At 37.0% G+C, this 24,369-nt stretch carries 24 protein-coding genes, 20 tRNA genes, 2 rRNA genes, 1 pseudogene and 4 riboswitches (1 of these 51 cut by a window edge); of the genes and pseudogenes, 3 read left to right on the top strand and 44 right to left on the bottom strand.

Translation table 11 applies throughout. The annotated features are described in order from the left end of the window. Positions 1 to 81: 81 nt before the first annotated feature. Together AC3WVZ_RS02065 and AC3WVZ_RS02060 are read right to left on the bottom strand one after the other, a co-directional pair. Complete coding sequence (locus AC3WVZ_RS02065) at positions 82 to 936, bottom strand: patatin-like phospholipase family protein (RefSeq protein WP_000892679.1); 855 nt, start codon at positions 934 to 936, stop codon at positions 82 to 84. A 128-nt stretch (positions 937 to 1,064) separates the two neighbouring features. After that, positions 1,065 to 1,526 (bottom strand): MarR family transcriptional regulator, encoded by a 462-nt coding sequence (locus AC3WVZ_RS02060; protein WP_000679681.1) that lies wholly within the window; start codon positions 1,524 to 1,526, stop codon positions 1,065 to 1,067. 140 nt (positions 1,527 to 1,666) lie between these two features. Between AC3WVZ_RS02060 and AC3WVZ_RS02055 the strand changes: the two are divergent. Further along, positions 1,667 to 2,795 (top strand): annotated as a pseudogene (locus AC3WVZ_RS02055) (MFS transporter). A 24-nt stretch (positions 2,796 to 2,819) separates the two neighbouring features. Here the strand turns inward: AC3WVZ_RS02055 and kdpDN are convergent. From kdpDN to tenA, 18 genes are all read right to left on the bottom strand, one after another. Then, positions 2,820 to 3,974 carry a KdpD-like non-kinase potassium sensor gene (gene kdpDN / locus AC3WVZ_RS02050; RefSeq protein WP_233935942.1) on the bottom strand — a complete coding sequence of 385 codons (1,155 nt, stop codon included), beginning with the start codon at positions 3,972 to 3,974 and terminating at the stop codon, positions 2,820 to 2,822. 56 nt (positions 3,975 to 4,030) lie between these two features. Further along, on the bottom strand, positions 4,031 to 4,612 hold the full coding sequence (gene kdpC / locus AC3WVZ_RS02045) for a K(+)-transporting ATPase subunit C (protein ID WP_000412608.1): 582 nt from the start codon (positions 4,610 to 4,612) through the stop codon (positions 4,031 to 4,033). A gap of 16 nt (positions 4,613 to 4,628) precedes the next feature. Next, positions 4,629 to 6,719 carry a potassium-transporting ATPase subunit KdpB gene (gene kdpB, locus AC3WVZ_RS02040; RefSeq protein ID WP_001248003.1) on the bottom strand — a complete coding sequence of 697 codons (2,091 nt, stop codon included), beginning with the start codon at positions 6,717 to 6,719 and terminating at the stop codon, positions 4,629 to 4,631. Between the two features lie 13 nt (positions 6,720 to 6,732). Next, positions 6,733 to 8,400 (bottom strand): potassium-transporting ATPase subunit KdpA, encoded by a 1,668-nt coding sequence (gene kdpA, locus AC3WVZ_RS02035; protein WP_000638330.1) that lies wholly within the window; start codon positions 8,398 to 8,400, stop codon positions 6,733 to 6,735. A 19-nt stretch (positions 8,401 to 8,419) separates the two neighbouring features. Then, positions 8,420 to 8,497: a K(+)-transporting ATPase subunit F gene (gene kdpF, locus AC3WVZ_RS02030; RefSeq protein WP_223153441.1), complete on the bottom strand. Its 78-nt coding sequence runs from the start codon at positions 8,495 to 8,497 to the stop codon at positions 8,420 to 8,422. After that, on the bottom strand, positions 8,497 to 8,601 hold the full coding sequence (locus AC3WVZ_RS02025) for a SipW-dependent-type signal peptide-containing protein (RefSeq protein ID WP_000887894.1): 105 nt from the start codon (positions 8,599 to 8,601) through the stop codon (positions 8,497 to 8,499). Before AC3WVZ_RS02025 ends, kdpF begins: the two co-directional genes overlap by 1 nt. A gap of 96 nt (positions 8,602 to 8,697) precedes the next feature. Then, positions 8,698 to 8,843: riboswitch (cyclic di-AMP (ydaO/yuaA leader) on the bottom strand. Positions 8,844 to 9,103: 260 nt separating this feature from the next. Further along, the gene (locus AC3WVZ_RS02020; protein ID WP_001985933.1) at positions 9,104 to 9,337 is read right to left on the bottom strand and encodes a hypothetical protein; all 234 of its coding nucleotides are present in this window, start codon (positions 9,335 to 9,337) and stop codon (positions 9,104 to 9,106) included. 13 nt (positions 9,338 to 9,350) lie between these two features. Further along, positions 9,351 to 9,737 carry a hypothetical protein gene (locus AC3WVZ_RS02015; protein ID WP_000424090.1) on the bottom strand — a complete coding sequence of 129 codons (387 nt, stop codon included), beginning with the start codon at positions 9,735 to 9,737 and terminating at the stop codon, positions 9,351 to 9,353. A gap of 93 nt (positions 9,738 to 9,830) precedes the next feature. Next, a riboswitch (cyclic di-AMP (ydaO/yuaA leader) is annotated at positions 9,831 to 9,978 on the bottom strand. Between the two features lie 85 nt (positions 9,979 to 10,063). After that, entirely contained in the window at positions 10,064 to 10,876 is an 813-nt protein-coding gene (thiD, locus tag AC3WVZ_RS02010; RefSeq protein WP_000867388.1) for a bifunctional hydroxymethylpyrimidine kinase/phosphomethylpyrimidine kinase, read from the bottom strand. A gap of 15 nt (positions 10,877 to 10,891) precedes the next feature. After that, positions 10,892 to 11,911: a thiazole biosynthesis adenylyltransferase ThiF gene (gene thiF / locus AC3WVZ_RS02005; RefSeq protein ID WP_001065417.1), complete on the bottom strand. Its 1,020-nt coding sequence runs from the start codon at positions 11,909 to 11,911 to the stop codon at positions 10,892 to 10,894. Next, a complete protein-coding gene (gene thiG, locus AC3WVZ_RS02000) occupies positions 11,904 to 12,674 on the bottom strand; it encodes a thiazole synthase (protein WP_000931981.1) in 771 nt (256 codons plus the stop codon). Before thiG ends, thiF begins: the two co-directional genes overlap by 8 nt. Before the next feature lie 2 nt (positions 12,675 to 12,676). Continuing rightward, positions 12,677 to 12,880, bottom strand: a complete 204-nt coding sequence (gene thiS, locus AC3WVZ_RS01995) for a sulfur carrier protein ThiS (protein ID WP_001049502.1) — start codon at positions 12,878 to 12,880, stop codon at positions 12,677 to 12,679. 15 nt (positions 12,881 to 12,895) lie between these two features. Continuing rightward, positions 12,896 to 14,005: a glycine oxidase ThiO gene (gene thiO, locus AC3WVZ_RS01990; RefSeq protein WP_065212397.1), complete on the bottom strand. Its 1,110-nt coding sequence runs from the start codon at positions 14,003 to 14,005 to the stop codon at positions 12,896 to 12,898. After that, positions 13,998 to 14,618, bottom strand: coding sequence for a thiazole tautomerase TenI (gene tenI / locus AC3WVZ_RS01985; RefSeq protein WP_000787170.1), 621 nt, complete (start codon positions 14,616 to 14,618; stop codon positions 13,998 to 14,000). Before tenI ends, thiO begins: the two co-directional genes overlap by 8 nt. Positions 14,619 to 14,628: 10 nt before the next feature. Further along, positions 14,629 to 15,630, bottom strand: a complete 1,002-nt coding sequence (locus AC3WVZ_RS01980) for an ABC transporter substrate-binding protein (RefSeq protein WP_065212398.1) — start codon at positions 15,628 to 15,630, stop codon at positions 14,629 to 14,631. Continuing rightward, entirely contained in the window at positions 15,627 to 16,379 is a 753-nt protein-coding gene (locus AC3WVZ_RS01975; protein WP_233936547.1) for an ABC transporter permease, read from the bottom strand. Before AC3WVZ_RS01975 ends, AC3WVZ_RS01980 begins: the two co-directional genes overlap by 4 nt. Continuing rightward, positions 16,379 to 17,128 (bottom strand): ABC transporter ATP-binding protein, encoded by a 750-nt coding sequence (locus AC3WVZ_RS01970; RefSeq protein ID WP_001256799.1) that lies wholly within the window; start codon positions 17,126 to 17,128, stop codon positions 16,379 to 16,381. The genes AC3WVZ_RS01975 and AC3WVZ_RS01970 overlap by 1 nt, the downstream gene beginning before the upstream one ends. Continuing rightward, the gene (gene tenA, locus AC3WVZ_RS01965) at positions 17,097 to 17,792 is read right to left on the bottom strand and encodes a thiaminase II (protein WP_000666827.1); all 696 of its coding nucleotides are present in this window, start codon (positions 17,790 to 17,792) and stop codon (positions 17,097 to 17,099) included. The genes AC3WVZ_RS01970 and tenA overlap by 32 nt, the downstream gene beginning before the upstream one ends. Before the next feature lie 85 nt (positions 17,793 to 17,877). Then, positions 17,878 to 17,981: riboswitch (TPP riboswitch) on the bottom strand. Positions 17,982 to 18,041: 60 nt separating this feature from the next. Continuing rightward, positions 18,042 to 18,153, bottom strand: a riboswitch (TPP riboswitch). 269 nt (positions 18,154 to 18,422) lie between these two features. Here tenA and AC3WVZ_RS01960 point away from each other — a divergent pair. Both AC3WVZ_RS01960 and AC3WVZ_RS01955 read left to right on the top strand, forming a co-directional pair. After that, the gene (locus AC3WVZ_RS01960; RefSeq protein WP_001056030.1) at positions 18,423 to 19,577 is read left to right on the top strand and encodes an SH3 domain-containing protein; all 1,155 of its coding nucleotides are present in this window, start codon (positions 18,423 to 18,425) and stop codon (positions 19,575 to 19,577) included. A gap of 5 nt (positions 19,578 to 19,582) precedes the next feature. Beyond that, on the top strand, positions 19,583 to 19,915 hold the full coding sequence (locus tag AC3WVZ_RS01955; RefSeq protein WP_098508793.1) for a hypothetical protein: 333 nt from the start codon (positions 19,583 to 19,585) through the stop codon (positions 19,913 to 19,915). Between the two features lie 240 nt (positions 19,916 to 20,155). On the opposite strand, the gene AC3WVZ_RS01950 is transcribed toward AC3WVZ_RS01955, so the two are convergent. The 24 genes from AC3WVZ_RS01950 to AC3WVZ_RS01835 all read right to left on the bottom strand — a co-directional run. Beyond that, on the bottom strand, positions 20,156 to 21,307 hold the full coding sequence (locus AC3WVZ_RS01950) for a DUF3965 domain-containing protein (protein ID WP_000648912.1): 1,152 nt from the start codon (positions 21,305 to 21,307) through the stop codon (positions 20,156 to 20,158). 320 nt (positions 21,308 to 21,627) lie between these two features. Beyond that, complete coding sequence (locus AC3WVZ_RS01945; RefSeq protein WP_000199006.1) at positions 21,628 to 22,047, bottom strand: CBS domain-containing protein; 420 nt, start codon at positions 22,045 to 22,047, stop codon at positions 21,628 to 21,630. 128 nt (positions 22,048 to 22,175) lie between these two features. After that, positions 22,176 to 22,247 (bottom strand) — tRNA-Glu (locus AC3WVZ_RS01940). Position 22,248: 1 nt separating this feature from the next. Next, positions 22,249 to 22,323, bottom strand: a tRNA-Asn gene (locus AC3WVZ_RS01935). An 8-nt stretch (positions 22,324 to 22,331) separates the two neighbouring features. After that, positions 22,332 to 22,408 (bottom strand) — tRNA-Ile (locus tag AC3WVZ_RS01930). A 10-nt stretch (positions 22,409 to 22,418) separates the two neighbouring features. After that, a tRNA-Trp gene (locus tag AC3WVZ_RS01925) sits at positions 22,419 to 22,489 on the bottom strand. A 6-nt stretch (positions 22,490 to 22,495) separates the two neighbouring features. Beyond that, positions 22,496 to 22,568: transfer RNA gene (locus AC3WVZ_RS01920), tRNA-Thr, on the bottom strand. A 10-nt stretch (positions 22,569 to 22,578) separates the two neighbouring features. Next, positions 22,579 to 22,654 (bottom strand) — tRNA-Phe (locus AC3WVZ_RS01915). Positions 22,655 to 22,662: 8 nt separating this feature from the next. Further along, a tRNA-Asp gene (locus AC3WVZ_RS01910) sits at positions 22,663 to 22,738 on the bottom strand. A 3-nt stretch (positions 22,739 to 22,741) separates the two neighbouring features. Continuing rightward, positions 22,742 to 22,818 (bottom strand) — tRNA-Met (locus tag AC3WVZ_RS01905). A gap of 20 nt (positions 22,819 to 22,838) precedes the next feature. After that, positions 22,839 to 22,931, bottom strand: a tRNA-Ser gene (locus tag AC3WVZ_RS01900). A gap of 55 nt (positions 22,932 to 22,986) precedes the next feature. Then, a tRNA-Ser gene (locus tag AC3WVZ_RS01895) sits at positions 22,987 to 23,079 on the bottom strand. A gap of 20 nt (positions 23,080 to 23,099) precedes the next feature. Further along, a tRNA-Ala gene (locus AC3WVZ_RS01890) sits at positions 23,100 to 23,172 on the bottom strand. Between the two features lie 16 nt (positions 23,173 to 23,188). After that, positions 23,189 to 23,262 (bottom strand) — tRNA-Pro (locus AC3WVZ_RS01885). A gap of 10 nt (positions 23,263 to 23,272) precedes the next feature. Next, positions 23,273 to 23,346: transfer RNA gene (locus tag AC3WVZ_RS01880), tRNA-Arg, on the bottom strand. A 3-nt stretch (positions 23,347 to 23,349) separates the two neighbouring features. Further along, positions 23,350 to 23,438, bottom strand: a tRNA-Leu gene (locus AC3WVZ_RS01875). Between the two features lie 16 nt (positions 23,439 to 23,454). Beyond that, positions 23,455 to 23,529: transfer RNA gene (locus AC3WVZ_RS01870), tRNA-Gly, on the bottom strand. Positions 23,530 to 23,558: 29 nt separating this feature from the next. Further along, positions 23,559 to 23,639, bottom strand: a tRNA-Leu gene (locus AC3WVZ_RS01865). 14 nt (positions 23,640 to 23,653) lie between these two features. Then, positions 23,654 to 23,729: transfer RNA gene (locus AC3WVZ_RS01860), tRNA-Lys, on the bottom strand. A gap of 4 nt (positions 23,730 to 23,733) precedes the next feature. Further along, positions 23,734 to 23,808 (bottom strand) — tRNA-Gln (locus AC3WVZ_RS01855). A gap of 11 nt (positions 23,809 to 23,819) precedes the next feature. Continuing rightward, positions 23,820 to 23,903, bottom strand: a tRNA-Tyr gene (locus tag AC3WVZ_RS01850). Positions 23,904 to 23,911: 8 nt separating this feature from the next. Beyond that, positions 23,912 to 23,987, bottom strand: a tRNA-Val gene (locus AC3WVZ_RS01845). 5 nt (positions 23,988 to 23,992) lie between these two features. Then, positions 23,993 to 24,108: ribosomal RNA gene (rrf, locus tag AC3WVZ_RS01840) — 5S ribosomal RNA — on the bottom strand. Positions 24,109 to 24,210: 102 nt separating this feature from the next. Beyond that, positions 24,211 to 24,369: ribosomal RNA gene (locus tag AC3WVZ_RS01835) — 23S ribosomal RNA — on the bottom strand; it runs 2,763 nt beyond the window's last position.

Below are 24,369 nucleotides of genomic sequence, written 5' to 3'. Positions count from 1 at the left end.
ATCGAAATTCGATGTTCTATTTTCCTTTTTTAAAAGCAATATAAAAAGACTGCAGAGAACTCCATCTCCACAGCCTAATTATTATTTTTGCAAGAACGCCTGCAAATCTGCAAACTGTCTCTTTGCATCTTCATAGCCTTGCTCATATAGATTTTGTAGTTTTGCTGTATCTTTTTCCATACGATCTACTTGAAGCGGTACTTCTGGACGAATAACAAATAAATTGCCAGCTTGTTCTTCTTTTTCAATATAGTGAAGTGTTTCATTATACACTTCATAACGATTTAGCATCGTGTTCACAAGGTTCGGATATTTTTTATAAGCTTTCGCAGCAATCCACCCAAATCTTGATTTTTTCTTTGCGTAACCATGATTTCTCGTTAAAATTACGACTGATTTTTTAAATCCATCTTCCTGTGCTTTACGAACTGGAATTGGATCAGAAATCCCGCCATCTAACAGTTGCTTGCCACGATAATTTACTACTGGTGCAATGAAAGGCAATGAACTAGACGCTTGTAATAAATTTAGCGCATCATCATTCGTGCCTTCTTTTTCAAAATAAACTGATTGCCCTGTTTCACAATCCGTCGTTCCTACAAGGAAACGTTCCGGGCTATTAAAGTATGTTTCAAAATCAAACGGCACATGCTTTTCTGGGATTTCGTGGAAAATGAAATCCATATCAAATAGCTGACGTTTTCTCCATAAGTTTTTATACGATAAATATTTCGGATGTGATGCATAATCAATATTGACCGTTTTATTTCTATTTCTTTGTCTGGAAAGATACGACGCTGCATGACAAGCACCAGCTGATACACCGATTACATATGGAAAATATAAATCTTGTTCCATAAAGTATTCTAATATCCCGCCCGTGTATACACCACGCATACCGCCGCCTTCTAATACTAACCCCGTATTTTCAAGCATGTTACTCTCTCCTCTATATATATTGACTCTTTAATTATTCACCATGTTAAGTATCTTTTTCTATTATATATGAGTTCTTTCAGAAATTATATTTAAAAGACTTGAGAAAAAGGAGTTTTTTCTTCCAATTATATTTCCAAATGACCGGAGACATCCTTTATAAACCTTTGAATAAAGTCTTGCTCTTCTTTCGTATATCCATCTAAAAGTAACAACCACTTTTCTTCAGCTTGCTTATGCAATTTTTCATGAGCTTTATATATTTCATTCCCACTCTCCGTTAAGCTGAAGAAGATTTCTTTTTGATTATCTAACATTTGCATCTTCTCAACGAATTGTTTTTGAAACAACTTTGTACAAATTTTAGAGATTGCTCCCTTCGTCATGCCCATTTCTGTCGTAATTGCCGTTACATTCATCAAACCATTTTTTCCGATACATTCGATTACATGTAACTCAGATAAAGACATACTACTTACGCCTGTCTCACGAAGAAACTTCTCATTTTGTCGTTTTAAATGTTCTTCTTTTTTATGCAAAAGTGTACGAATGTCCGACAGTATTTCCATTTGCTTCGTTGCATGCTTCAATCCGTTCGCCTCCTAAGTTTCCAAAGAAACAATTTAACTATATACCATTTTAAAACCATTTTTTCATCTTTACAAGTAAGAAAATCATGTTAAAATAAATTTAGTTTCCAAGGAAACTAAATTACAAGGAGGTTAACAAGATGAAAAAATCTAAACTAACTTTCATTTTATATGTTGTCTGTATTAGTGCCTTACTCGGTTCCTTCGCTCAAAATATTTACACACCTATCTTACCGATGATTCAAAATTCTTTTCACACTTCTCTTTATCTTGTAAATGTAACAGTTTCACTTTTCACATTCGTTCTTGCAATTATGCAGCTCGTATATGGACCTTTAATTGATACAAAAGGGAGAAAATCTGTCCTTATCCCTAGTTTAGTCATTAGTACAATTGGTTCAATCGGATGTGCTTTTTCGGCAAACATTTATTTATTTCTCTTTTTTAGAGCTGTTCAAGCTATAGGAATAGCGGCTATACCTGTAGTTTCAGCAACGATTATCGGCGATTTATTTGAAGGAAAAGAACGCGGAGAAGCGATGAGCCTATACCAAATGTTACTTGCCCTCGCACCTGCAATGGCTCCTCTCATAGGTGGTTATCTTGGCAGTATAAATGGTCACTTATCTGTATTTCTCTTTTTATCTACACTTGGCATTATCTTATTAATTATAAACATTTCACTACTCCCAGAAACAAGGCCAAATATAATTAAACAATCTAAAGCACAAAAGAATTACTCTCTTATCTTAAAAAATAAAACTGGATTTTCTATTACTCTTATTGGCTTCATTCAATTTTGTATTTACTTTTGCTTTCTCGTTTTTTTACCGAGTATTTTAACAAATTCATTTCATTTAACTGTAAATAAAATTGGTCTTATGTTTGTACCAATGTCCAACAAAGCAAGCTTTATTTATTACGAGTTTCTTCAATATTATATGTGTCGTTTTATTCTCTTTCACATATAGCATCAATATCCCATTCATTATTATCGTTACATCTTTGTACGGTTTTAGTATGGGACTTTCTATGCCAACTCACACTACTTTATTAACAGAAGAATTCGTACAAGAACGCGCAACAGCTATCGGTATGTACAACTTCATCCGCTATCTTGGTATGGGCACAGGGCCACTTATAGGTGGATTTCTTTTATTTAACCAAAATTACTTTTGGATTTTCTTCCTAGGCGCAATTATGTTTTTACTTGTAATCTTATATACAATGAAAATGCTAAGTTTTCATTCTGTACAAAAAGCAAAATAGAGCCCCCAAAAAGGTCGGCTCTATTTATCCTCTTTGATCCGCAACAATATGAATATCAATATACTTTGTTTGTCTCATAATTTCATTTACAATAGAGCCTTTTCGTATTTCTTCCCACCTTGTTCTAGCCGATTGTCCAAGTAAAATTTGCGTCACCTGTAATCTTTTTGCCACTTCAATAATAACATCTGCTGGCTTTCTTCCCTTTGCTTCTTCTAATACAAAACTTGCATCAAATTGATTCGTTAGCAACTTCCACTCTTCAATCGTCTGCTTTTTTCCAGCTGAAATAGAATCTATATTTTCCCTCTCAACGTTTAATACGTACAATTCAGCGTTTAACCGATCAGCCATGCGCCATCCCCGTCTTATTAATTTCTCCGCTGTTGAACTGTATTGTACACAAACGAGAATTTTTTCTTTCACTCCGATTGGTTCTATCACTGTTTGACTAATCTTTTCGTCCATATCGTCAGCGACTTCACGAAGCGATAATTCCCTAAGTGCTCCTAAATTATTAAGCGTAAAGAAATTTTGTAAGCTTTGCTGAATTTTTTCTTCTTTATATATCTTTCCGTCTATTAACCTCTTCCGAAGTACTTCCGGTGTTGCATCAAGGAGCTGAATTTCATTTGCTTTTTGTAAAATAAAATCTGGAATTCGTTCTCTTACTTTTACATTCGTAATTTGAGCTACAATATCATGAACACTTTCTAAATGTTGAATATTAAAAGCTGATAATACCGATATACCAGCCTCTAACAATTCCTGCACATCCATATAACGTTTTTTATGCTTAGAACCAGGAACATTACTATGCGCAAGTTCATCCACTACGACTACTTGCGGCGCGCGTTTTTTTATTCCTTCCACATCAAGCTCATAAAATACCTTTCCTTTATACTGTATTTCTTTCAAAGGAACTTTTTCTAAATCAGCAATTGCTTCTGCCGTCTCTTTTCTTCCATGCGTTTCAATTAAACCAATTACAATATCAATTCCATCTTTTTTCATTTCCCTTGCATCAAAGAGCATTTTATAACTTTTTCCTACGCCTGGAGCTGCTCCTACATATAACTTTAACTTTCCGCGATTTTGCTGACGAATATATTCTAAATATTCCTCTGGCGTTCGCCTTTGAAACTTCGGTTCATAATCATCTGCATACAAAATAAACACTACCTTTCATTCGAAACAACGCTACCTCAATCCGTTAGATTGAGGTAGCACTGTTACTATTTCATTAATTCCTGTAATGCCAAATTTAGCTTTAAGACGTTTACGCGGGTCTCTCCAAATAAACCAAGCGCAGCACCTTCTGTTTGATCTTTAATCAATTGATTAAGTTTTTCTTTCGGAATATTCGTTAATTTCGATATGCGATCCACCTGCACAGAAGCTGCCTTCGGACTAATATCAGGATCAAGCCCTGAACCTGAATTTGTCACTAAATCAATCGGTACTTCTGTAACTGGAACGCTCGGATTTTGTTTCTTCCACTCTTCAATACTTTTCTCTACTCGTTTCTCTAAATCTGGATTAGATGGTGCATAGTTATTTGAACCAGATGCTTCAGCCTTATATTCAATACTAGAAACACGCCCTTGAAAATAACGTGGATCCGTGAAGTTTTGCCCGATTAATTTAGAACCAATCACTTCATTTTTATCATTATATATTAGACTTCCATCCGCATTATCCTTCATCACGGCTTGTGCAATACCAGTAACAATAAGCGGGTATACAAGTCCGCACAACACTAGAAATGTAAAAGTAATACGGATAATTGGTGATAGTATACTTTGTTTCTTCTCCATCTTTTCCCCCTCTTCCTTATATGAACAAGCCGACAATTATATCAATTACTTTAATTCCAATGAACGGAACGATAACTCCGCCAAGCCCATAAATAAGTAAGTTTCGGCTAAGCAATGCATTAGAACTCATCGGTTTATATGCAATACCTTTCATCGCTAACGGAATGAGTAATGGAATAATAACAGCGTTAAATATTAATGCTGATAAAATCGCTGACAGTGGTGATGTTAATTTCATAATGTTCAATGCCTCCATTTGCGGAATCGCAAGTGTAAACATTGCTGGAATGATTGCAAAATATTTTGCTATATCATTTGCAATACTAAACGTCGTTAAAGCACCTCGCGTCATTAACAATTGCTTACCGATTCCTACAACCTCAATAATTTTCGTTGGATTCGAGTCTAGATCAATCATGTTTGCCGCTTCTTTCGCTGCTGTCGTACCACTGTTCATCGCTAATCCAACGTCCGCCTGTGCTAATGCTGGAGCATCATTTGTACCATCACCTGTCATCGCTACAAGTTTCCCTTTATCTTGCTCTGCTTTAATGACAGCAATTTTATCTTCCGGTTTACACTCGGCAACGAATTCATCTACTCCAGCTTCTTTTGCAATGGTTGCTGCTGTTAACGGATTATCACCTGTACACATAACCGTTTTAATCCCCATTTGGCGTAACTGTTCAAAACGCTCACGCATACCCGGTTTTACTGTATCCTTTAAATAAATTAAACCGTAAATACGATTATCTACTGCAACTACAAGTGGTGTTCCGCCCTCTTTTGAAATTAAGTCTGCTTTTTGATTTACATCTTTCGGAATTGTTCCGCCTTGTGACTCAACCCATTCAATAACGGCACCTACAGCACCTTTTCTCACTTTTGTTCCGTCTTGTAAATCAACACCACTCATTCTCGTTTCTGCTTTAAACGGAACAAACTCACCTTGTTCTGCAAGTTCTCTATTATATGATATAGATTTTCCCTGCACATACTCGATAACAGATCGACCTTCTGGTGTTTCATCTAAAACAGAACTAATAGCGGCCCACTTTCCAACTTGCTCAATCGTTTCATTTCCTACAGGCAATAATGTATGAGCCATTCGGTTCCCAAAAGTAATTGTACCTGTTTTATCTAAAATAATTGTATTAATATCGCCCGCAGCTTCTACTGCTTTCCCTGACATCGCTAGCACGTTAAATTTTGTCACCCGATCCATCCCCGCAATACCAATCGCTGATAGCAAACCACCAATTGTCGTTGGAATTAAACATACTAACAACGCTACAAGTACAGCAGTATCAATTTGAAAACCTAAATAATTTGTAAAAATCGGCAACGTCACAACGACGATTAAGAAAATAAGAGTTAAGCTCGTTAATACTGTATTTAAAGCAATCTCATTCGGCGTTTTTTGACGAGCAGCTCCTTCTACTAAAGAAATCATTTTATCGATAAATGATTCACCAGGATTACTCGTAATGACAATTGTAATTTCATCACTTACGACCATCGTTCCACCTGTTACGGAACAAAAATCACCGCCTGCTTCTTTTATAACAGGAGCTGATTCACCTGTAATTGCAGATTCATCTACAGATGCTAATCCTTTGATTACTTCACCATCACTTGGAATCATTTCTCCTTGTTTTACGATAACAACGTCACCTTTTCTAAGATCAGTTGCTGAAACTTGGACAATGTCTCCATTTTCTTTTACTACATTTGCAAACACATCTTTCTTCGACTGCTTTAAAGAATCGGCTTGCGCTTTACCACGACCTTCTGCTAATGCTTCTGCAAAATTCGCAAATAAAACTGTAAATAATAGAATGAGAGAAACTGTTATATTAAACCATCCTGGTATACTACTAGAACTACTTGGAAGAAAAGATAAAATGAACGTAATGATAAATCCAATTTCCACAACGAACATAATCGGATTCTTTATCATGACTTTCGGATTCAATTTCGCAACGGATTGCTTCATCGCATGTGTTACGATATCACGATCCATCGTTTTCGCTTGTCTAACTTCATCTTCTACAGCATGTATTTGTGACTCATTTAATTGTTTTTCTTTTACTACTACCGGTCTCATCATTTACCCTCCATTACTTCAATGTAAGAAATTCTGCAATTGGACCGAGTACTAACATCGGGAAGAATGTTAATGCACCGACAATTACAATTGTTCCGATGAAGATGCCACCAAATAAACTATTATCTGTACGGAACGTTCCGACTGTTTCTGGCACTACCGTTTTTTCTTTCAATGAAGCTGCCACAGCTAGCATCGTAATTAAACTGAAGTAACGTCCTAAAAACATAACTAAACCAGTCGTAATATTCCAAAACGGTGTATTATCTCCTAATCCTTCAAATCCAGATCCGTTATTCGCAGCTGACGATGTATATTCATATACCACTTGCGTCAAACCGTGGAAACCGGAATGAGAAATAGCATCCGTCCCTAAATTTGTTGAAAGAGCTAATGCCGAAAATCCTAAAATGAGCAATGGATGAAATAAAATCGTGACCGCGATTAATTTCATTTCCTTACCTTCAATCTTTTTACCTAAAAACTCTGGTGTCCGTCCAACCATTAACCCAGATATAAACACCGCGATAATTGCATACATAATAATGTTTACAAAACCTGCTCCAACGCCGCCATACACAGTATTTAACATCATATTTACAAGCGGAACTAAACCGCCAATTGGTGTTAACGTATCATGCATCGTATTAACAGCGCCTGTTTCAGCAGCTGTCGTTACCGTTGCGTATAGTGAAGAAAATACTGTTCCAAATCGTACTTCTTTCCCTTCTGTACTTCCTTGTACATGTTCGATACCCATTCCATTTAATGCCGGGTTCCCGTTTAGTTCAGATGTCGTAATCGTTATAAACCCTAGTAAAAATACCATAAATAGTGACACGAAAAGGATGCGGCCTTGTTTTTTATTTCCGACCATTCGTCCGTACGTAAATGGAAGTGCTGTTGGTAATAACATCATAAGCATCATTTGCAAAATATTACTCATTTGTCCTGGATTTTCGAAAGGATGCGTAGAATTTGCTCCGAAAAATCCACCGCCGTTATTTCCAAGTTCCTTAATGGAAACGAATGATGCAACAGGTCCACGTAAAATACTTTGCTTTGCACCTTCAATCGTTTGTGCTGTAACCGCCCCATCTAACGTTTGTGGTACGCCAAGTGCGACAAAAACTAGTGCCGCAATAAATGCAATAGGAAGAAACACTCTCGTTAACGCTCTCGTAAAATCAACGAAAAAGTTACCAAGTTCTTTTCCAGCAAGTCCTCTTATAAAAGCCATAACGAGCGCTAATGTCGTTGCTGGTGCCGCAAACATTAAAAATGTAATCCCGATTAATTGTGATAAATAGGATAAACCATTTTCACCGCTATAATGCTGTAAATTTGTATCAGCCATAAAACTAATCGCTGTATTAAAAGCGAGCGTAGGCTCCATCCCTTCAATATGTGCTGGATTTAGCGGCAGCACACCTTGTAATCTGAAAATGAAGTATACGACAACGATCATAAATCCATTTAATAAAACTAATGATAATGCGTACTGTTTCCACGTTTGATTGTATGCTTTTACACCCGTAATTTTAAAAATAAGTTTTTCAAAAGGCCCGAATACTTTATCTAACGTTTTGCTACCTTGAAAAGCTTTTTCTAAATAAATCCCCGTTGGCTTTGCTACTAAAATAAACAAGAGCATTGTAATAATGACTGCAACCCAAATCATAATGAATGATTCCCCCTAATTAAAACTTCTCTGGATTTAATAATGCATACACTAAATACACTGTAATTGCTGCGACAATAACCGATAAGACAATCATCATGATTGCTTTCCTTCTTTCACAACTTTATCTGACCAACTTGCAAGACTTGCCATCGATGCAACTAATAAAATAAAAATCCCGACCATTACAACATCTAACATAACTATCCCTCTCTTTTTGTTAAAATTTACCATTTAAATATTAATAAAGAACACTGAGCTCTACTCAGTGTTCAAAAAATGAACAACAAAAAGTAAACCTCCTCTCTAAACGCTTACGAGGTTAGCTGTCGGATTCGGGCCTAAAGAGTAGCCCTACTTTCAAAACTGAAAGATTCACCCCAAGTGACGATGCACAAAATTGGTTCCCCCGCTCCATTTCTGGAACTCAGCGATTTTAGGTTTTTTTGGAAATTTTATGAATGATTTATGAGAGTAAATATACTCCTCTATATTTCACTTGTAAAGGGGTAAATTACTGAAAATAATAATATTTACATTCATTTAAACGCTTATATTGAAGATTATTACTGTTATTTCATCTATTTTCTTTATTTCTCTTTTCTTTTCTTAAAAATGACCTTTTAAATATGAAATAAAAAAAGCGAATGACATGAAGTGCATAGCTTGTTGCACTCAGCATTCGCTCTTTTTTATTCAACCTTTATTCTCCTCGTAAAAATGCACGTAAATTTCTCCCGCGAATATAAACTTGTGTCAATTCTGCATGTAGCTGCTCATACTCGGTAATATCTACCTCTAAATACAAAGCATCTTTTGATGGTAATATAATATACGGCCCTGGAAAAAGGGGATCGATCTGAACCAATTCTTGAACTCGCTCTACCGATACTGCCCAACGATTTGCTATATCTCCAAGTAATAGTACCTTCATCATTTCTTCCCCCGCCCTATTCAAAAAATAAAAAAGAAATATTATCACAATTTGTAAACACGACAAACTTAGCTCCAATTGTTTCATAGAGCCTCGCTGGATATCGTTTATTCCTTGTAACAACAGTAATAGGTGCTTGAAAAGAAAAGCGAATGTGTTCTGTGAAAAAACTAACGATTGGAAGCTCATCCCCTAGTAAAATCACCTTCTTAATACACTCACAAATACTAGTAAAGTCCTGCTCCTTACTGCAGCTATAAGTCCAATCAAACCCACAATTCCTAACTTCAGCCGCTATCTCTTCATTTGCTGTAAAAATAATTAACTCATGTTGAAATGATACTAAATCTCTTAAACTATTTACCTTACTTTCTTCTCCAACACAAATAAGTGTTAGTTCCATGTACCTCATCCTCCTTAGTATAAAAGAAATCAAACATAGATTGATATTCCCCTATACTAATCAGATCGATGAAGTGATGTATCCATCATGGCACCGTCCTCTCTCAAGACGCTTACGAAGTTAGCTGTCGGATTCGGACTTTGAGAGTAGCCCTACTTTCAAACTTGAAAGATTCACCCCTAGTGACACTGCACAAATTGGTTCCTCCGCTCCATATAATTGGACTCAGCGTTTACAAAAAAATGTATTCTGGCTGATATATTACTCCTGTATTTTGAAAAAGTAAACAGAAAAAAAGCCAGTTATAAAACTGGCTTTTCACTTATCTATACACGCGTTCTATTCACTTTATACGCAAAATGATTCGTCGGTCCATGACCACTACCAATATTCAATGGCTCTTCAATTGCTATACTAATAAATCGTTTTGCTTCTTGAACAGCATCTTCAATTGAGTATCCTTTCGCAAGTCCTGCTGTAACCGCTGAAGCAAATGTACACCCACTTCCATGCGTTTGCTTTGAAGGAATTCGCTCGCTTCTAAACTCAATAAATTCTTCTCCATCAAAGAGGAAATCAATTACTTCATTCCCTTGATATTCTGCATGTCCGCCCTTCATAAGCACATATTTAGCACCTAATTTGTGCAATACTTTTGCAGCTTCCTTACTATCTTCAACATTATGAATCTCCACCCCAGTTAACACTTCTGCTTCTGGGACATTCGGTGTTATAACAGTTGCTACTGGTAATAAATATTCTTTTAATGCTTGAACTGCTTCTTGCTGTAATAATGATGCACCGCCTTTTGCAATCATAACGGGATCTAGCACAATATTATTCCAGCCAAACTTTTTAATTTGTTCTGCAACAATTTGAATTATTTCACTACTAAATAACATTCCTAGTTTCACTGCATCTGGTGTTACATCCGTACCAATTGAATTCAGCTGTTCTGTAATACCTTCTAATGGAACAGGATATACCCCTTGAACGCCAAGCGTGTTTTGAGCAGTAATTGCCGTAATAGCCGTCATTCCGTATACACCAAGCTCTTGGAATGTTTTTAAATCTGCCTGAATTCCAGCACCGCCGCCGCTATCAGACCCTGCAATTGTTAAAGCTTTATTCACTTTCATCCCACTCATCCTTTTCTATCCAAAATAGCGATGATAAATTGTTTTTGCTTCGCTTATATCTTTCGTTCCATGTACGAGCACACGGCCATCTTTAAAGGCTACTAACCTCTTGTCTTCAACAGAAAATGATAGTAAATATGGATTTATATTTAAATCATTTACACGACCTTCCAACAACTCTTTATATTGTTCAAAATTCATTTCATCTTTATGAGGTGGTCTAATTTGAACTGTATTTCGCCCGCATAAAACTGCTGTTTTTGATGTGTTTTCTTTATTTAAATACGGATATAATGCATTCTCTCCGCATGAAGGACAATTATGCTGGCGAAGTTTTTGCACATTCATACATGAATACTCATTCTTCCACATATCAAACGATACAAGCCCATCTCGAAGTGATTCGTAATCTTCTACTAACAGTTTAAGAGCTTCTGTTACTTGATGAGAAACGACAAGAGATACAGCAGGTGATATAATACCCGCTGTATCACATGTTGCCCCGCCAAGCGGAATCGACTGTAATAAACATGATAAACATGGTGTTTTACTAGGAAGGATTGTGTAAGAAAGACCGTAACTACCTACACATGCACCGTAAATCCATGGAATAGAATATTTTTGTGATATATCATTTACAATAAAGCGCGTTTCGAAATTATCAGTCGCATCAATAATTACATCAACATTTATAACAAGTTCTTCTAGCTCTTCAGCTGTTACATCTTGAACGAGAGCTTCTATTGTTACATCACTATTAATCTCTTCTAAACGTTTTTTAGCCGCTATAGCTTTTGGAAGATTATTCTTTACGTCGCTCTCTGCATACAATTGTTGTCTTTGTAAATTACTCCAATCTACATAATCACGGTCAACAATTGTTATCTTGCCAACACCTGCTCTTACAAACATCTCTGCATTTGCACTACCTAATGCACCTGCACCGATAATAAGCACATGCTTTTCTCTTATCTTTTGCTGTCCTTCTTCTCCAATTGGAGAAAATAGTTCTTGGCGAGAATATCGATTATTCAACTACGCTCATTCCTTCTAAAGGACTACTTGCAGTTGCACAACGCTTACGTGCAATGCGACCTGCTTCAAATCCTAAACGGCCTGCTTCAATACTTAATTTCATTGCTTGTGCCATTTTAATAGGATCTTTTGCTCCTGATACAGCTGTATTTAATAACACGCCATCTGCTCCTAATTCCATTGCAAATGCCGCATCAGCTGGGCTACCAATACCGGCATCAACGATAACTGGTACTGTCGCTTGTTCAATAATGAAGCTCAAATTTAATGGATTTACAATACCAAGTCCTGATCCGATTGGAGATGCTCCTGGCATAATCGCATGCACGCCAAGCTCTTGTAATTTACGTGCTAATACAACATCATCAGATGTATACGGAAGTACGATAAATCCTTCTTCCAGTAACATTTCAGATGCCTTTAATGTTTCTACCGGATCAGGTAATAACGTTCTATCATCACCAATAACTTCTACCTTTATCATGTCACAAAGCCCAGAAGCTTTTGCTAATTTTGCAATACGAACAGCCTCTTCAGCGTTTTTTGCTCCTGCTGTATTTGGTAATAACGTATATTTTTTCACATCAAGTTTCTCTAATAAATTAGGTTGCTTTGCATCAAAGATATCCATACGACGTACTGCAAACGTTAAAATTTCAGCTTCAGAAACGTCAATTGCCTTTTGCTGTACGTCAAAATCAGGGAATTTACCTGTTCCTAATAAAAGTCTAGAATGAAATGAAAATGGTCCAATGTTTAACATAATCAACCGCCTCCTACGAAAGTTACAATCTCAATTTGGTCTCCATCAAAAACAGATGTATCTGTATGATCATCTTTTTGTAAAATATCTTTATTACGCTCTACTACAACAATTCTGTTATCTAGCTCTAAATGTGTAAGTAGCTCAGCTACTGTTTTTACACTCGCTGGCACTTCAATTTGGTTACCATTAATTTTTAAATTCAAACTTCCATCCCCTTTCTAAACTCTTCTAGAAAGCAATGAATCTAGCAAATGATTCTCTTGCTTTCCTTCTATTAAATCAGCCATATATTGGCCAGAAATAGGACTTAATAAAATACCGTTTCGATAATGGCCCGTGCAAGTATATAAACCTTTTATTTCTTCATGCTCTCCCATATAAGGAGCTTCATGATTCGATTGTGGTCTTAATCCTGCCCACGTGCTTTCCCATTCTGCTTCTTTTAAAGCTGGCAATATTGTATAAGCACGCTCTAATATAGAAGTTATACTTTCTGGCTGCACAGTTTTATTGAACGTATGTGGCTTCATTGTTGCCCCAATTACGTAACGTCCACCGCGCTTTGGAGTAATGTAAAATCTTTCTTGAAAAATAGGTGCTTTTAAAAGTTGTTTTCTACTTCTTACCGCAACCACTTCTCCTTTAACTGGATATGTACCCCAATCGCGGTGAAAATAACTGAGTAACTTCGTGCTCCATGAACCTCCTGCAATAACGACTTTCTCACATGTGACAATACCTTCACTTGTAATAACTCCAGTCACTTTATTATTTTCAATACGGATATCAAATACTTCTGTCTGTTCATATATATCAGCACCGGAAATCGCTGCAGAATGTGCGAATGCTTTCGTAAGCTCTGGTGCAATAACATGACCGTCTTTCGGATAATATACTGCTCCTATAATAGATTCGGATAGATATGGCTCTTTTTCCCGCACATGGTCTCCCGTTAGAAAATAAGAATCTTCACCTGTTTTCTGCTGCCAATCCATAATGTGAAGAATTCTTTCCTTCTCATCTTCATTTTGAGCAATACGATAAATTCCTTTTTCTTCATATCCAATATCAACACCCGTCTTTTCACGTAAAACTGCTGCAAGTTGTGGAAATATAGCTCGGCTTTCTCTAGCAAGTTCAAATAGAGGATCATACGCATCCCATTCTGCCTGAACACCAAGTAAACCAGCAGCTGCTTTTGAAGCTTCCGATGCAATACTTTGCTTCTCCACAATCGCTACTTTATGTCCTCTTTCTGCTAGAAAATGTGCAACTGAACTACCAATTACACCACCACCAATAATCGCTACATCATACTTCTCACACATGTTTTTCCGCCCACTTTCTTATTGATTCCTTATAAGATTTCGCTTTGCTATACGGGTTACTACTACTTACAATTCCAGACATAACTGCTATACCGCTTACACCGTTAGTAAGAACATCCACTGTGTTTTCTGGGGTAATTCCTCCAATTGCTGTAATCGGTATAGATAAACACCTTGCAATGTCTGAAATTTCTTCAAGCCCTCTCGCTGGCACACCTTTTTTACAATCTGTCGGAAATACATGGCCATAAACGAGTGAATCCGCTCCATTTTTAAAAGCTACTATTGCTTCATCTAGCGAATGCACAGAATAACCGACATGCAAATACGAAAACTTTTCTTTCACTGACTTTACATCTGTACTTCGATATCCTAGTTGAACACGAGGAATATTTAATAAAATTGCAATATCAATTCGATCGTTTATGACAATTTTAGAAGCTGGAAAGCCCTCCATTAATAGACTTTCCACACCTTCATATAATTCCTTCGTACTCTTCTCACGCTCACGAATATGCAAATAATCAATCTCACTCTCAATTTGCATCGCTACATTCACTAACTCTTCGAATGGCATATGGCCATTTGAGATTACGTGGAGCTCATTTTTCATATTCATTCGCCTACTTTAAAATATTTTCGAATAATTCATCGGCTGGGACGGTTTCATTCGTCATTCCTTTGTCCTTCAGCCACTTATTTTGTTTCTCCCAAGATTCTTTTGAATCTGATAAGAATGGCTCATCTTTCGTTTCCATCTTCTCTAATAAAATTTTCATACTTTCCTTTTCAACTTCTGGCACAAGTGGGAAGTTTTCTTTTTCTTGATGATTTAATAAAATATTCAATGCTTCATCTGGGTTTTTCTTCATGAAATCATAGCCTTTTTTCGTACCACGTAAGAAAGCTTGCAACGCCTCTTTATCTTTTTTCAACGTTTTATCACCTGTTACAAACACAAGCTCATGATAGTTTGGTACTCCGTAATCAGCTGGATTAAAGTACGCTGGTTCATGGCCTTCATGACGCATAACAGGTACTTCATGGTTAATGTATGCCCCTGTTACCGCATCTACTTTCTTCGTAATTAATGCTGGTACTAAATCAAAGCCAACATCTACTACTTTCACTGTATTAGGATTACCACCAGCTTCTTTTACCATCGTTTTTAAATACATCTCACTTAATGGTGTTCCAGAGTATCCTACTGTTTTTCCTTCTAAATCTTTCGGTGATTGAATGCCCGCTGATTTCAGTGATACAACATGATTTAATGGTGAACGTACGACAGCCCCAATTGATTTCACTGGAATTTGCTCATTCGCTCTCGCCATAACAACATCTGGCTGATAATACAAGCCAACTGTCACCTTCCCTGCTGCTGCTAGCGTTAATGGATCAGTCGGATTAGAAGGGAATTTAATATTTACCTTTACACCTTCTTCTTTAAAGTATCCTTTTTCAATTGCTGCATAGATAAAGCTATGTACCGCATTTGGATACCAATCTAACATGACTGTTATTTCTTTCTCTTTTTTACTTTTGTCTGATGCTGAATTACTCGAACATCCTGCAATTATTGCAATTAATAATGTAAACACAAAGATGCGTTTTAAAAATTTCATGAATGCTTCCTCCAACTAATGAATTTCTTTTCTAATATGGAAATAATTACGACGAAGAAAATAGCTAATAATGATAACAATACAATAGGTGCAAATACGCCAGCTCCATCTAACTGCGTCATCATTCTCTTACTGAAATATCCAAGCCCAGCTTGTGCACCGAGCCATTCTCCAATTGCTGCTCCGATAACACTAAGCGGAACTGCAATTTTTAAAGCTGAGAAAAAATAAGGAAGAGCAGACGGCAACTTTAATTTAAGAAAAATATCTCTTTTTGTTGCTCCATATGTAACTAAGAGCTCCTCCCATTCTTTTTTCGTACTACGCAGTCCATCATACGTATTGACCGCAATTGGGAAAAACGTAATTAAAACTGTGACAACAACCTTACTCCAAATTGTATATCCAAACCATAAAACAAATAGCGGAGCAAGCGCAGTAATTGGAATCGTTTGTGAAGCAACTAATAATGGATAAAATGCTCTTTCCATCCATGTACTCGCATTCATTAACATCGCTAGCCCTACACCTAATACGCTAGAGATAACAACACCTATTAAAACGACGTATAACGTTGCAGGTAAATGAACTGTAAATAATATGTCTTTTAGTTTCCATATCTTCATTACAATCGCAGACGGTGACGGTAAAATGTACATCTCATCTACAATTCTTGCTCCTATTTCCCACACAGCTAGTAAAATACTAGAAAGTGTAATAGCAGGAACTAATTCTTTCAATCGGTTCATCACACAAGTACCTGCCTTTGTAACATACTAAGAAGCTCATCTTTCAGCGCTAATACTTCCGGTTTATATAAATCTTTTCGTGTTCTGTTATGATCAAGCGGTACAGTCCGCTCAGTCAAAGTCGTTATCGGCTGCTGTTCCACTACTAAAACTCTGTTTGAAAGAAATAACGCTTCTTCAACATCATGAGTAATGAATAAAATTGTTTTTTCCCACTCTTGCCATTGTTCAAACAACCATTCTTGCAAAGAGGTCTTCGTTAAAGCATCCAACGCACTAAATGGTTCATCTAACAGCAATATCTCCCCGCCTGTTAATAAAGTTCGAATAAAAGATACACGTTGTCTCATCCCACCAGATAAATCTTTCGGATATTTTTGCTCATACCCTTGCAAACCAAATTTATGTAACAGTTCCTTTGCCTTTACTTCTGCTTCTTTCTTCTGTACACCTTGGCACTCTAGCGGCAGGGCAGCATTCTCAATAATTGTTCTCCACGGCAAAAGCATATCTTTTTGCGGCATATATCCTACAGGATGGTTCTTTGTTTCTGTCAGTTCTATCTGTCCAGTACTTACCTTTTCTAGACCTGTAATAAGGCGAAATAAAGTACTTTTTCCACATCCACTCGGTCCGATAATACTGACAAACTCTTTCTCATATATAGAAGCATTTAATTCATGGATGATTGGTTTCTCATCGTAATGAAAAGAAACATTATGAAACTGTAGTATGTTCTTGCTCCTCAAATCCCCACATCTCCTTACGATAGGACATATCCCAGAATAAATATTCAAATCGACTGGAATATAAGAAGATCTCCTCTAATCTTTCTAGTTCTTTCTCAGACTTTCCAACTGCCATTTCATTTAATAAATCTATTAACCAAATACAAAGATTACCGTATTCTTCCGAACTATATCCTTGAATCCACTCACCAAAAAACTCATGATCTCTTGCTCCAGGAATATCATTTAAACGCTTTCCAATTTCCCAATAGCTCCACATACATGGAAGAAGCGCTGCTATTAATTCCGCAAGTGTGCCATTTTGAGATACAGACATCATGTAATTTGTATAAGCTAAATTTTTAGCAGATGGTTTCGCAGACTCTATCTCCTCTATAGAAATTCCAAGTCTTTTTGCATATTGTTTATGGATTGTCATTTCGCCATTTAATATTCCATCAATTTGTTCAGCGAACTTTCCCATTACTTGTGGATTCGTTGCTTTTACAACACCAATCGCATATAACTTTGCATAATCTAGCAGATATAAATAATCTTGAATAATATAATACTGGAATTTATCTTTTTCTAACGTGCCATCTCCCATACCCACTACAAACGGATGATTATGACTCATCTCCCAAACCGGTTGCACAGTTTCTAATAATCTATCGCAAAATTTCATTTCTCTATCCCCTTTCAATATATGTATCTAAATAAAAAACCACTTCTATATATAAGAAGTGGTTACAGCAAATAAAGTTATACATTTATTCGATGTTCCACTTCCCTTCGCTAGTATTACCTAGATCAGGTGTTGTAAGGGTTAAGGATTATTCCTCTCTCAGCAAGTCAAGCACCCCTAGTGGTTTCAATATGAAATTTTCAAATAAAAAAGCCCCGTTTCTATACGCAAAGAAACGGGGACTCATTGTTAGTGTCCGAATTGCTTCCCTACGCTAGCATAATCTAGATCAGGTAATAAAAAGGATCAAAGGCTTACGGCCTACTCTCAGCTGGCAACACCAGCTCTCCTAGCAAACTATAAAATTATCACTGTCAGTATAACACCCTAATAAGACATCATCAACTTTTTTAATTTTCTTAATTGCCAACATAATATCAAAATTATACAATACATACATTCTATTTTAGAAAATAAAACCCCAATTAATTGTATAAAAAGGAATCATTATCCTCAAAAAATTTATTTTTATATTGATTTCATATTACATTTATGTGAATACCCCCACTATATTATATCTTTATACTATAATAAAATTACAACTATACAACTAGAGGAGGTCTCTATTCCATGAATATGAAAGCTACTGCTTTAACAGCAACTACTGTAGCGATTGCTTCTTTACTTCCTTCTATGGGTGAAACAAATGTACAAAAAGCAAACGCTGAACAATTATCTAATATTAAAACTGGGTATGTCAAAGTCGATCAAGTAGCATTACATACAGAAGATAACGTAAAAAGCACATCAATTGATACAATTCGCTTTAATACAAAAGTGAACATCATTGAAACAACTAATGGTTGGTATAAAGTATCTGTTCATAATAAAGTAGGTTATGTACAAAAAGATGCTATTTTACTAAAAAACAAACTTCAATCTAATGATCAATACATCGTTAATGCTAATGCATTAAACGTTCGCTCTGAACCTAATTTAGAATCTTCCATTTTAGATGTATTACCAAATGGTAAGTTTATTACCGTTCAAGAAGATCAAGGCGAATGGTATAAAATATCACATAATGGCCAAACAGGTTACGTACAAAAAGCATTCATCTCTAATGGTTCACAACCCTTAGTAAAAGGAATCACCGTTCAAAATAATACAAAATATACTGTTGCAACACCTAATCTAAATGTACGTAGCACAGCTAGTACAAGTAGCGCTCTACTCGGTTCATTACAAAACGGTACTCAAGTACAAGTAGTAGAAACTGTAGGTACTTGGTATAAAATTCGTTTTGGCACAGGATACGGATATGTAGCAAAACACTATGTAGTACAAAATCAACCACAAGCTAAAACAGATCAGCCTTCATCAATTCCAGCTGCTTTCAAATTCCCCGCTCAAGGAAGAATTAGCTCAACCTTTGATATACGCTGGGAACAAATGCATTATGGTATAGATATTGCCGCTCCAGGAAACGTCTCTATCCAAGCTGCTGCTGCAGGTAAAGTTGTGAAATCTTATTATTCAGCTAGCTATGGCAATGTTGTTTTCATTGCGCATCAAATCAATGGGAAATTATATACAACTGTTTATGCTCATATGAAGGATCGCACTGTACAAGCTGGTGATCAAGTACAGACTGGACAATTAATAGGTCATATGGGAAACACAGGTCATTCATACGGGCAACATCTTCATTTTGAATTACATAATGGAGAATGGAATTTTGAAAAAACAAATGCAGTAAATCCACTGCCATATTTAGTTAGGTAAATTGTATGCCACGCAATATACCTCTTATAATTGAATACGTAGCCTTTTTAGGTTTAATCTGTTGTTTAATCATTTACAATACAAACATTGTATTTTTATCTATTATTATTGCTTTTGTTGCATTAGAAATTATGATGGAATCATTTCAAGTGCAACTAAAACAAAAAATTGCCCATATTTATAATGCTATTTTTCTTTTGAGTGCTCTCATAACAAATATAATTAGTAATGGCTTTTATTTATCTACTGTATTTCCAGTATTCTTTATGGCTGTTTTATTATTTGTAGCTAGATATATTAATGTCCCTTATAACCAAAAACAAGAACAAGAAGCTTAGAAAGAGGAGACACTGTGTACCAATCTTTCAAAGATGCTCCAATAAAATACATATTGCATTTGTATAAGAAAGCCAATACTTTTTTTGGTATACAAGGAAGTTATACTGCACAACTTCTCCTATATGGAATGTTGTTTCTTGTCTTAATCACTTTCTCCTTGTTTTACTAACAAAAAAGGATCTCACATAAACTGGAGATCCTTTTTAATTTATATTAATTTTTCATATCGAAAATATTGTTTATCCACAAGCATATTTTTCATAAATAAAGCTTAGATTATATTTTTTCTCTAAGCTCATTCGTTGTTCGTCATCGCACCAATAGAAAAGAATATCATGAATCGTTGCGTAACGCTTATTTTTAAGAAATAGCCTAAAAAATGATGGTAAACAATCATGTAATTGTATAAATATATAATTGCGTAGTGTTTCTTCTTTATATTCAATGCCCTTACAAATATACAGTAATTCTTCACAATAATATGCATGCTGTGGAACTTGTATCATTTCGAAAAATGGCACATAAGATAGTAGCTTTCCAATAAAATGACCATATCGATCCATTACTCCTATCGTCATATGCTCCATCATTTCTTTCATCACATATAAATAATCATCTACATGCGTTGTCTTTAATGGGTCTAAGCGATCGGAAATTTGAGATAATACAGCTCTTTGACATGCTAAAACTGCCTGACTAGGTCCATAATATGATAGGAAATCTGTACACTTACGATATTTCCGTAATAAATCATGTGTATACAAATCATATACAAAAGTATTACAATACATTGCTAAACTCATCATATCACTATTTAATTGCTCTTTTGATAATGATTTCGCTCTCTTGCACATATAAAAGAATGTAAATTCCAATACTTCTTTATGAGATAATAAATGTTTACAATCGGTTATACACTTCTCATTAAATTTAACTCTATCCCAAATTTCAATATCCCTATCTGTCAATTCACCTATACGATATTTAATAATTAAATAATTTAAAGCAACTGATTGCGTCAAAAGATCCCATGTTTCATATTCCAATGAAGTATGAACAAACTCAGCTAATCCTTGCGCTATCATAAAATCATTTGCCTCTTCATACCAACCAATCTCTTGGCATAAGCGAAGAATACGCACTAAAGTTGGAATTTCATCTTTATGAAACTGCGGTAATTTCTTTGCTTTATTCATGCCATATACGATAAATGCCGCTAAATTTTCTTCTTTATAAAATTCTTTCTCTTTCCATACTAATATAGTTCGTTCTTTCCCCTCACCTTTTGGGTGACAAGGTACAAGCAAAGAAAATAATTCAGCGAAATTATTTGGTTCTATATATGTATCTGTAACCAAATTCCAATTTGGATCGCCCTGTACAGCCTTCATATAATTCCCCTTCCCTTTTCATCTATGTAGGAAATATTAATTTATTATCGCACCACTAAAAATTAATATTGTTATATTCAAAATCTCTCATAATGCTTATATCTATCAGTATATCATCTTTTCTCTTATTAAAAATTAAGAATAACAAATTTTAAAAAATGTCGAAATTATTAACCACATACTTATTATATAATGTCTCAGATACATCACGCTAACATATTAGTTTAATCCATATATACTAGAATAATGTATCTGAAATTTATATATAATTTAGCTCTTTATGAGTGACCATTAAACTCTCGGTTAATGAAAGTTTCAATTTACTCTGTACGCTCTGAGATTTCGCTCAAGGCAAATCCAGCTTGATCATCTGCTGATTCCCTTATAGCTAAATCTCCTAGTGCTAACATGCCAATAAGTTGACCACTATCAACTACTGGTAATCGTCTAATTTGATGCTGTGCCATTAGCTCTGTAGCTTTTTCAATAGAATCATTTGGAGAAACTGAGATAATATTTGTTGTCATTACATTTGTAATCTTATTAGATCCAGGATGTTTTTCAGCAATCCCTCGAACGACTAAATCACGATCAGTAACAAGCCCAACAACTTGCTCATTTTCAACAACAGGAATTAATCCAATCGATTCTTCCTTCATTTTTACAGCTGCCTCATATACATTGTCTAGCGGTGTACAATGTACAATATGGGTACTCATTAAGTCTCTCACTCGTGTCATTATGATTTCCTCCTTTTTATACATACCATAGCTTTTCCAAAATTCCTTTATTTATTTCTGGAAAGTAACGTAATAAAAAGGATTAACAAAATAAAAAAGAGCCAGCATAATGCTGACTCTTTTTGGTATGACCCGTACGGGATTCGAACCCGTGTTACCGCCGTGAAAGGGCGGTGTCTTAACCACTTGACCAACGGGCCATGGCTCCGCAGGTAGGACTCGAACCTACGACCGATCGGTTAACAGCCGATAGCTCTACCACTGAGCTACTGCGGAATAATATATGGTGGGCCTAAATGGACTCGAACCATCGACCTCACGCTTATCAGGCGTGCGCTCTAACCAGCTGAGCTATAGGCCCATATACTTTACAGGGGCAGTAGGAATCGAACCCACACTGGAGGTTTTGGAGACCTCAGTTCTACCTTTAAACTATGCCCCTAAATGATGCCGGCTAGAGGACTTGAACCCCCAACCTACTGATTACAAGTCAGTTGCTCTACCAATTGAGCTAAGCCGGCATAAAAAAAATGGTGGCTCGGGACGGAATCGAACCGCCGACACGAGGATTTTCAGTCCTCTGCTCTACCGACTGAGCTACCGAGCCAACATAAATGGCGGTCCCGACCGGGGTCGAACCGGCGATCTCCTGCGTGACAGGCAGGCATGTTAACCACTACACCACGGGACCATTTGGTTGCGGGGACAGGATTTGAACCTGCGACCTTCGGGTTATGAGCCCGACGAGCTACCGTGCTGCTCCACCCCGCGACAATATAAAGTTTTAAAAATGGAGGAGGTAGAGGGATTCGAACCCCCGCGCGACTCTCGCCGCCTGTCGGTTTTCAAGACCGATCCCTTCAGCCGAACTTGGGTATACCTCCATGAAGGAAAAAATAAATATTTTATTATTATATGTCTAAGCCATTAAAGAAAAAATGGAGGAGGTAGAGGGATTCGAACCCCCGCGCGATTCTCACCGCCTGTCGGTTTTCAAGACCGATCCCTTCAGCCGAACTTGGGTATACCTCCGAGACATATATTAAATAAAGTGGAGCCTAGCGGGATCGAACCGCTGACCTCCTGCGTGCAAGGCAGGCGCTCTCCCAGCTGAGCTAAGGCCCCATGTTTTTTGGGAATATCGGGAAGACAGGATTTGAACCTGCGACCCCCTGGTCCCAAACCAGGTGCTCTACCAAGCTGAGCCACTTCCCGTTAATAAAAGCGCGCCCGAGAGGAGTCGAACCCCTAACCTCTTGATCCGTAGTCAAACGCTCTATCCAATTGAGCTACGGGCGCATATGGTGCCGAGGGCGGGGGTCGAACCCGCACGGTGGTCACCCACCGCAGGATTTTAAGTCCTGTGCGTCTGCCTGTTCCGCCACCCCGGCATGTCATATTGAAAATTGGAGCGGAAGACGGGATTCGAACCCGCGACCCCAACCTTGGCAAGGTTGTATTCTACCACTGAACTACTTCCGCAAGACATGTATGAGTTATTTTATTAAAAGTGCGGGTGAAGGGAGTCGAACCCCCACGCCAAAGGCGCTAGATCCTAAGTCTAGTGCGTCTGCCAATTCCGCCACACCCGCATATTTCATTAAAATGGTGAGCCATGAAGGACTCGAACCTTCGACCCTCTGATTAAAAGTCAGATGCTCTACCAACTGAGCTAATGGCTCTTAATGGCTGGGCTAGCTGGATTCGAACCAGCGCATGACGGAGTCAAAGTCCGTTGCCTTACCGCTTGGCTATAGCCCATTAATTAAGAATGGTGGAGGGGGGCAGATTCGAACTGCCGAACCCGAAGGAGCGGATTTACAGTCCGCCGCGTTTAGCCACTTCGCTACCCCTCCGACATATATGGTGGAGGATGACGGGATCGAACCGCCGACCCCCTGCTTGTAAGGCAGGTGCTCTCCCAGCTGAGCTAATCCTCCATTTTGCCTGGCAACGTCCTACTCTCACAGGGACAAGGTCCCAACTACCATCGGCGCTAGAGAGCTTAACTTCCGTGTTCGGTATGGGAACGGGTGTGACCTCTCTGCCATCATTACCAGACTGTATTCATTTAAGACAAGAATCATTTTAACTCATTTGACCTCGAAAGTCAACAAGTTTTTTATATTCTTTCAAAACTAAATAACATTTGCTACATATTATATGGTTAAGTCCTCGATCTATTAGTATTCGTCAGCTCCACATGTCACCATGCTTCCACCTCGAACCTATCAACCTGATCATCTTTCAGGGATCTTACTAGCTTACGCTATGGGAAATCTCATCTTGAGGGGGGCTTCATGCTTAGATGCTTTCAGCACT

The organism is Bacillus sp. CPT56D-587-MTF (assembly GCF_058792335.1).
The sequence above is the reverse complement of the archived record's forward strand: the minus strand, read 5'-3'. Positions and strand labels throughout refer to the sequence as shown.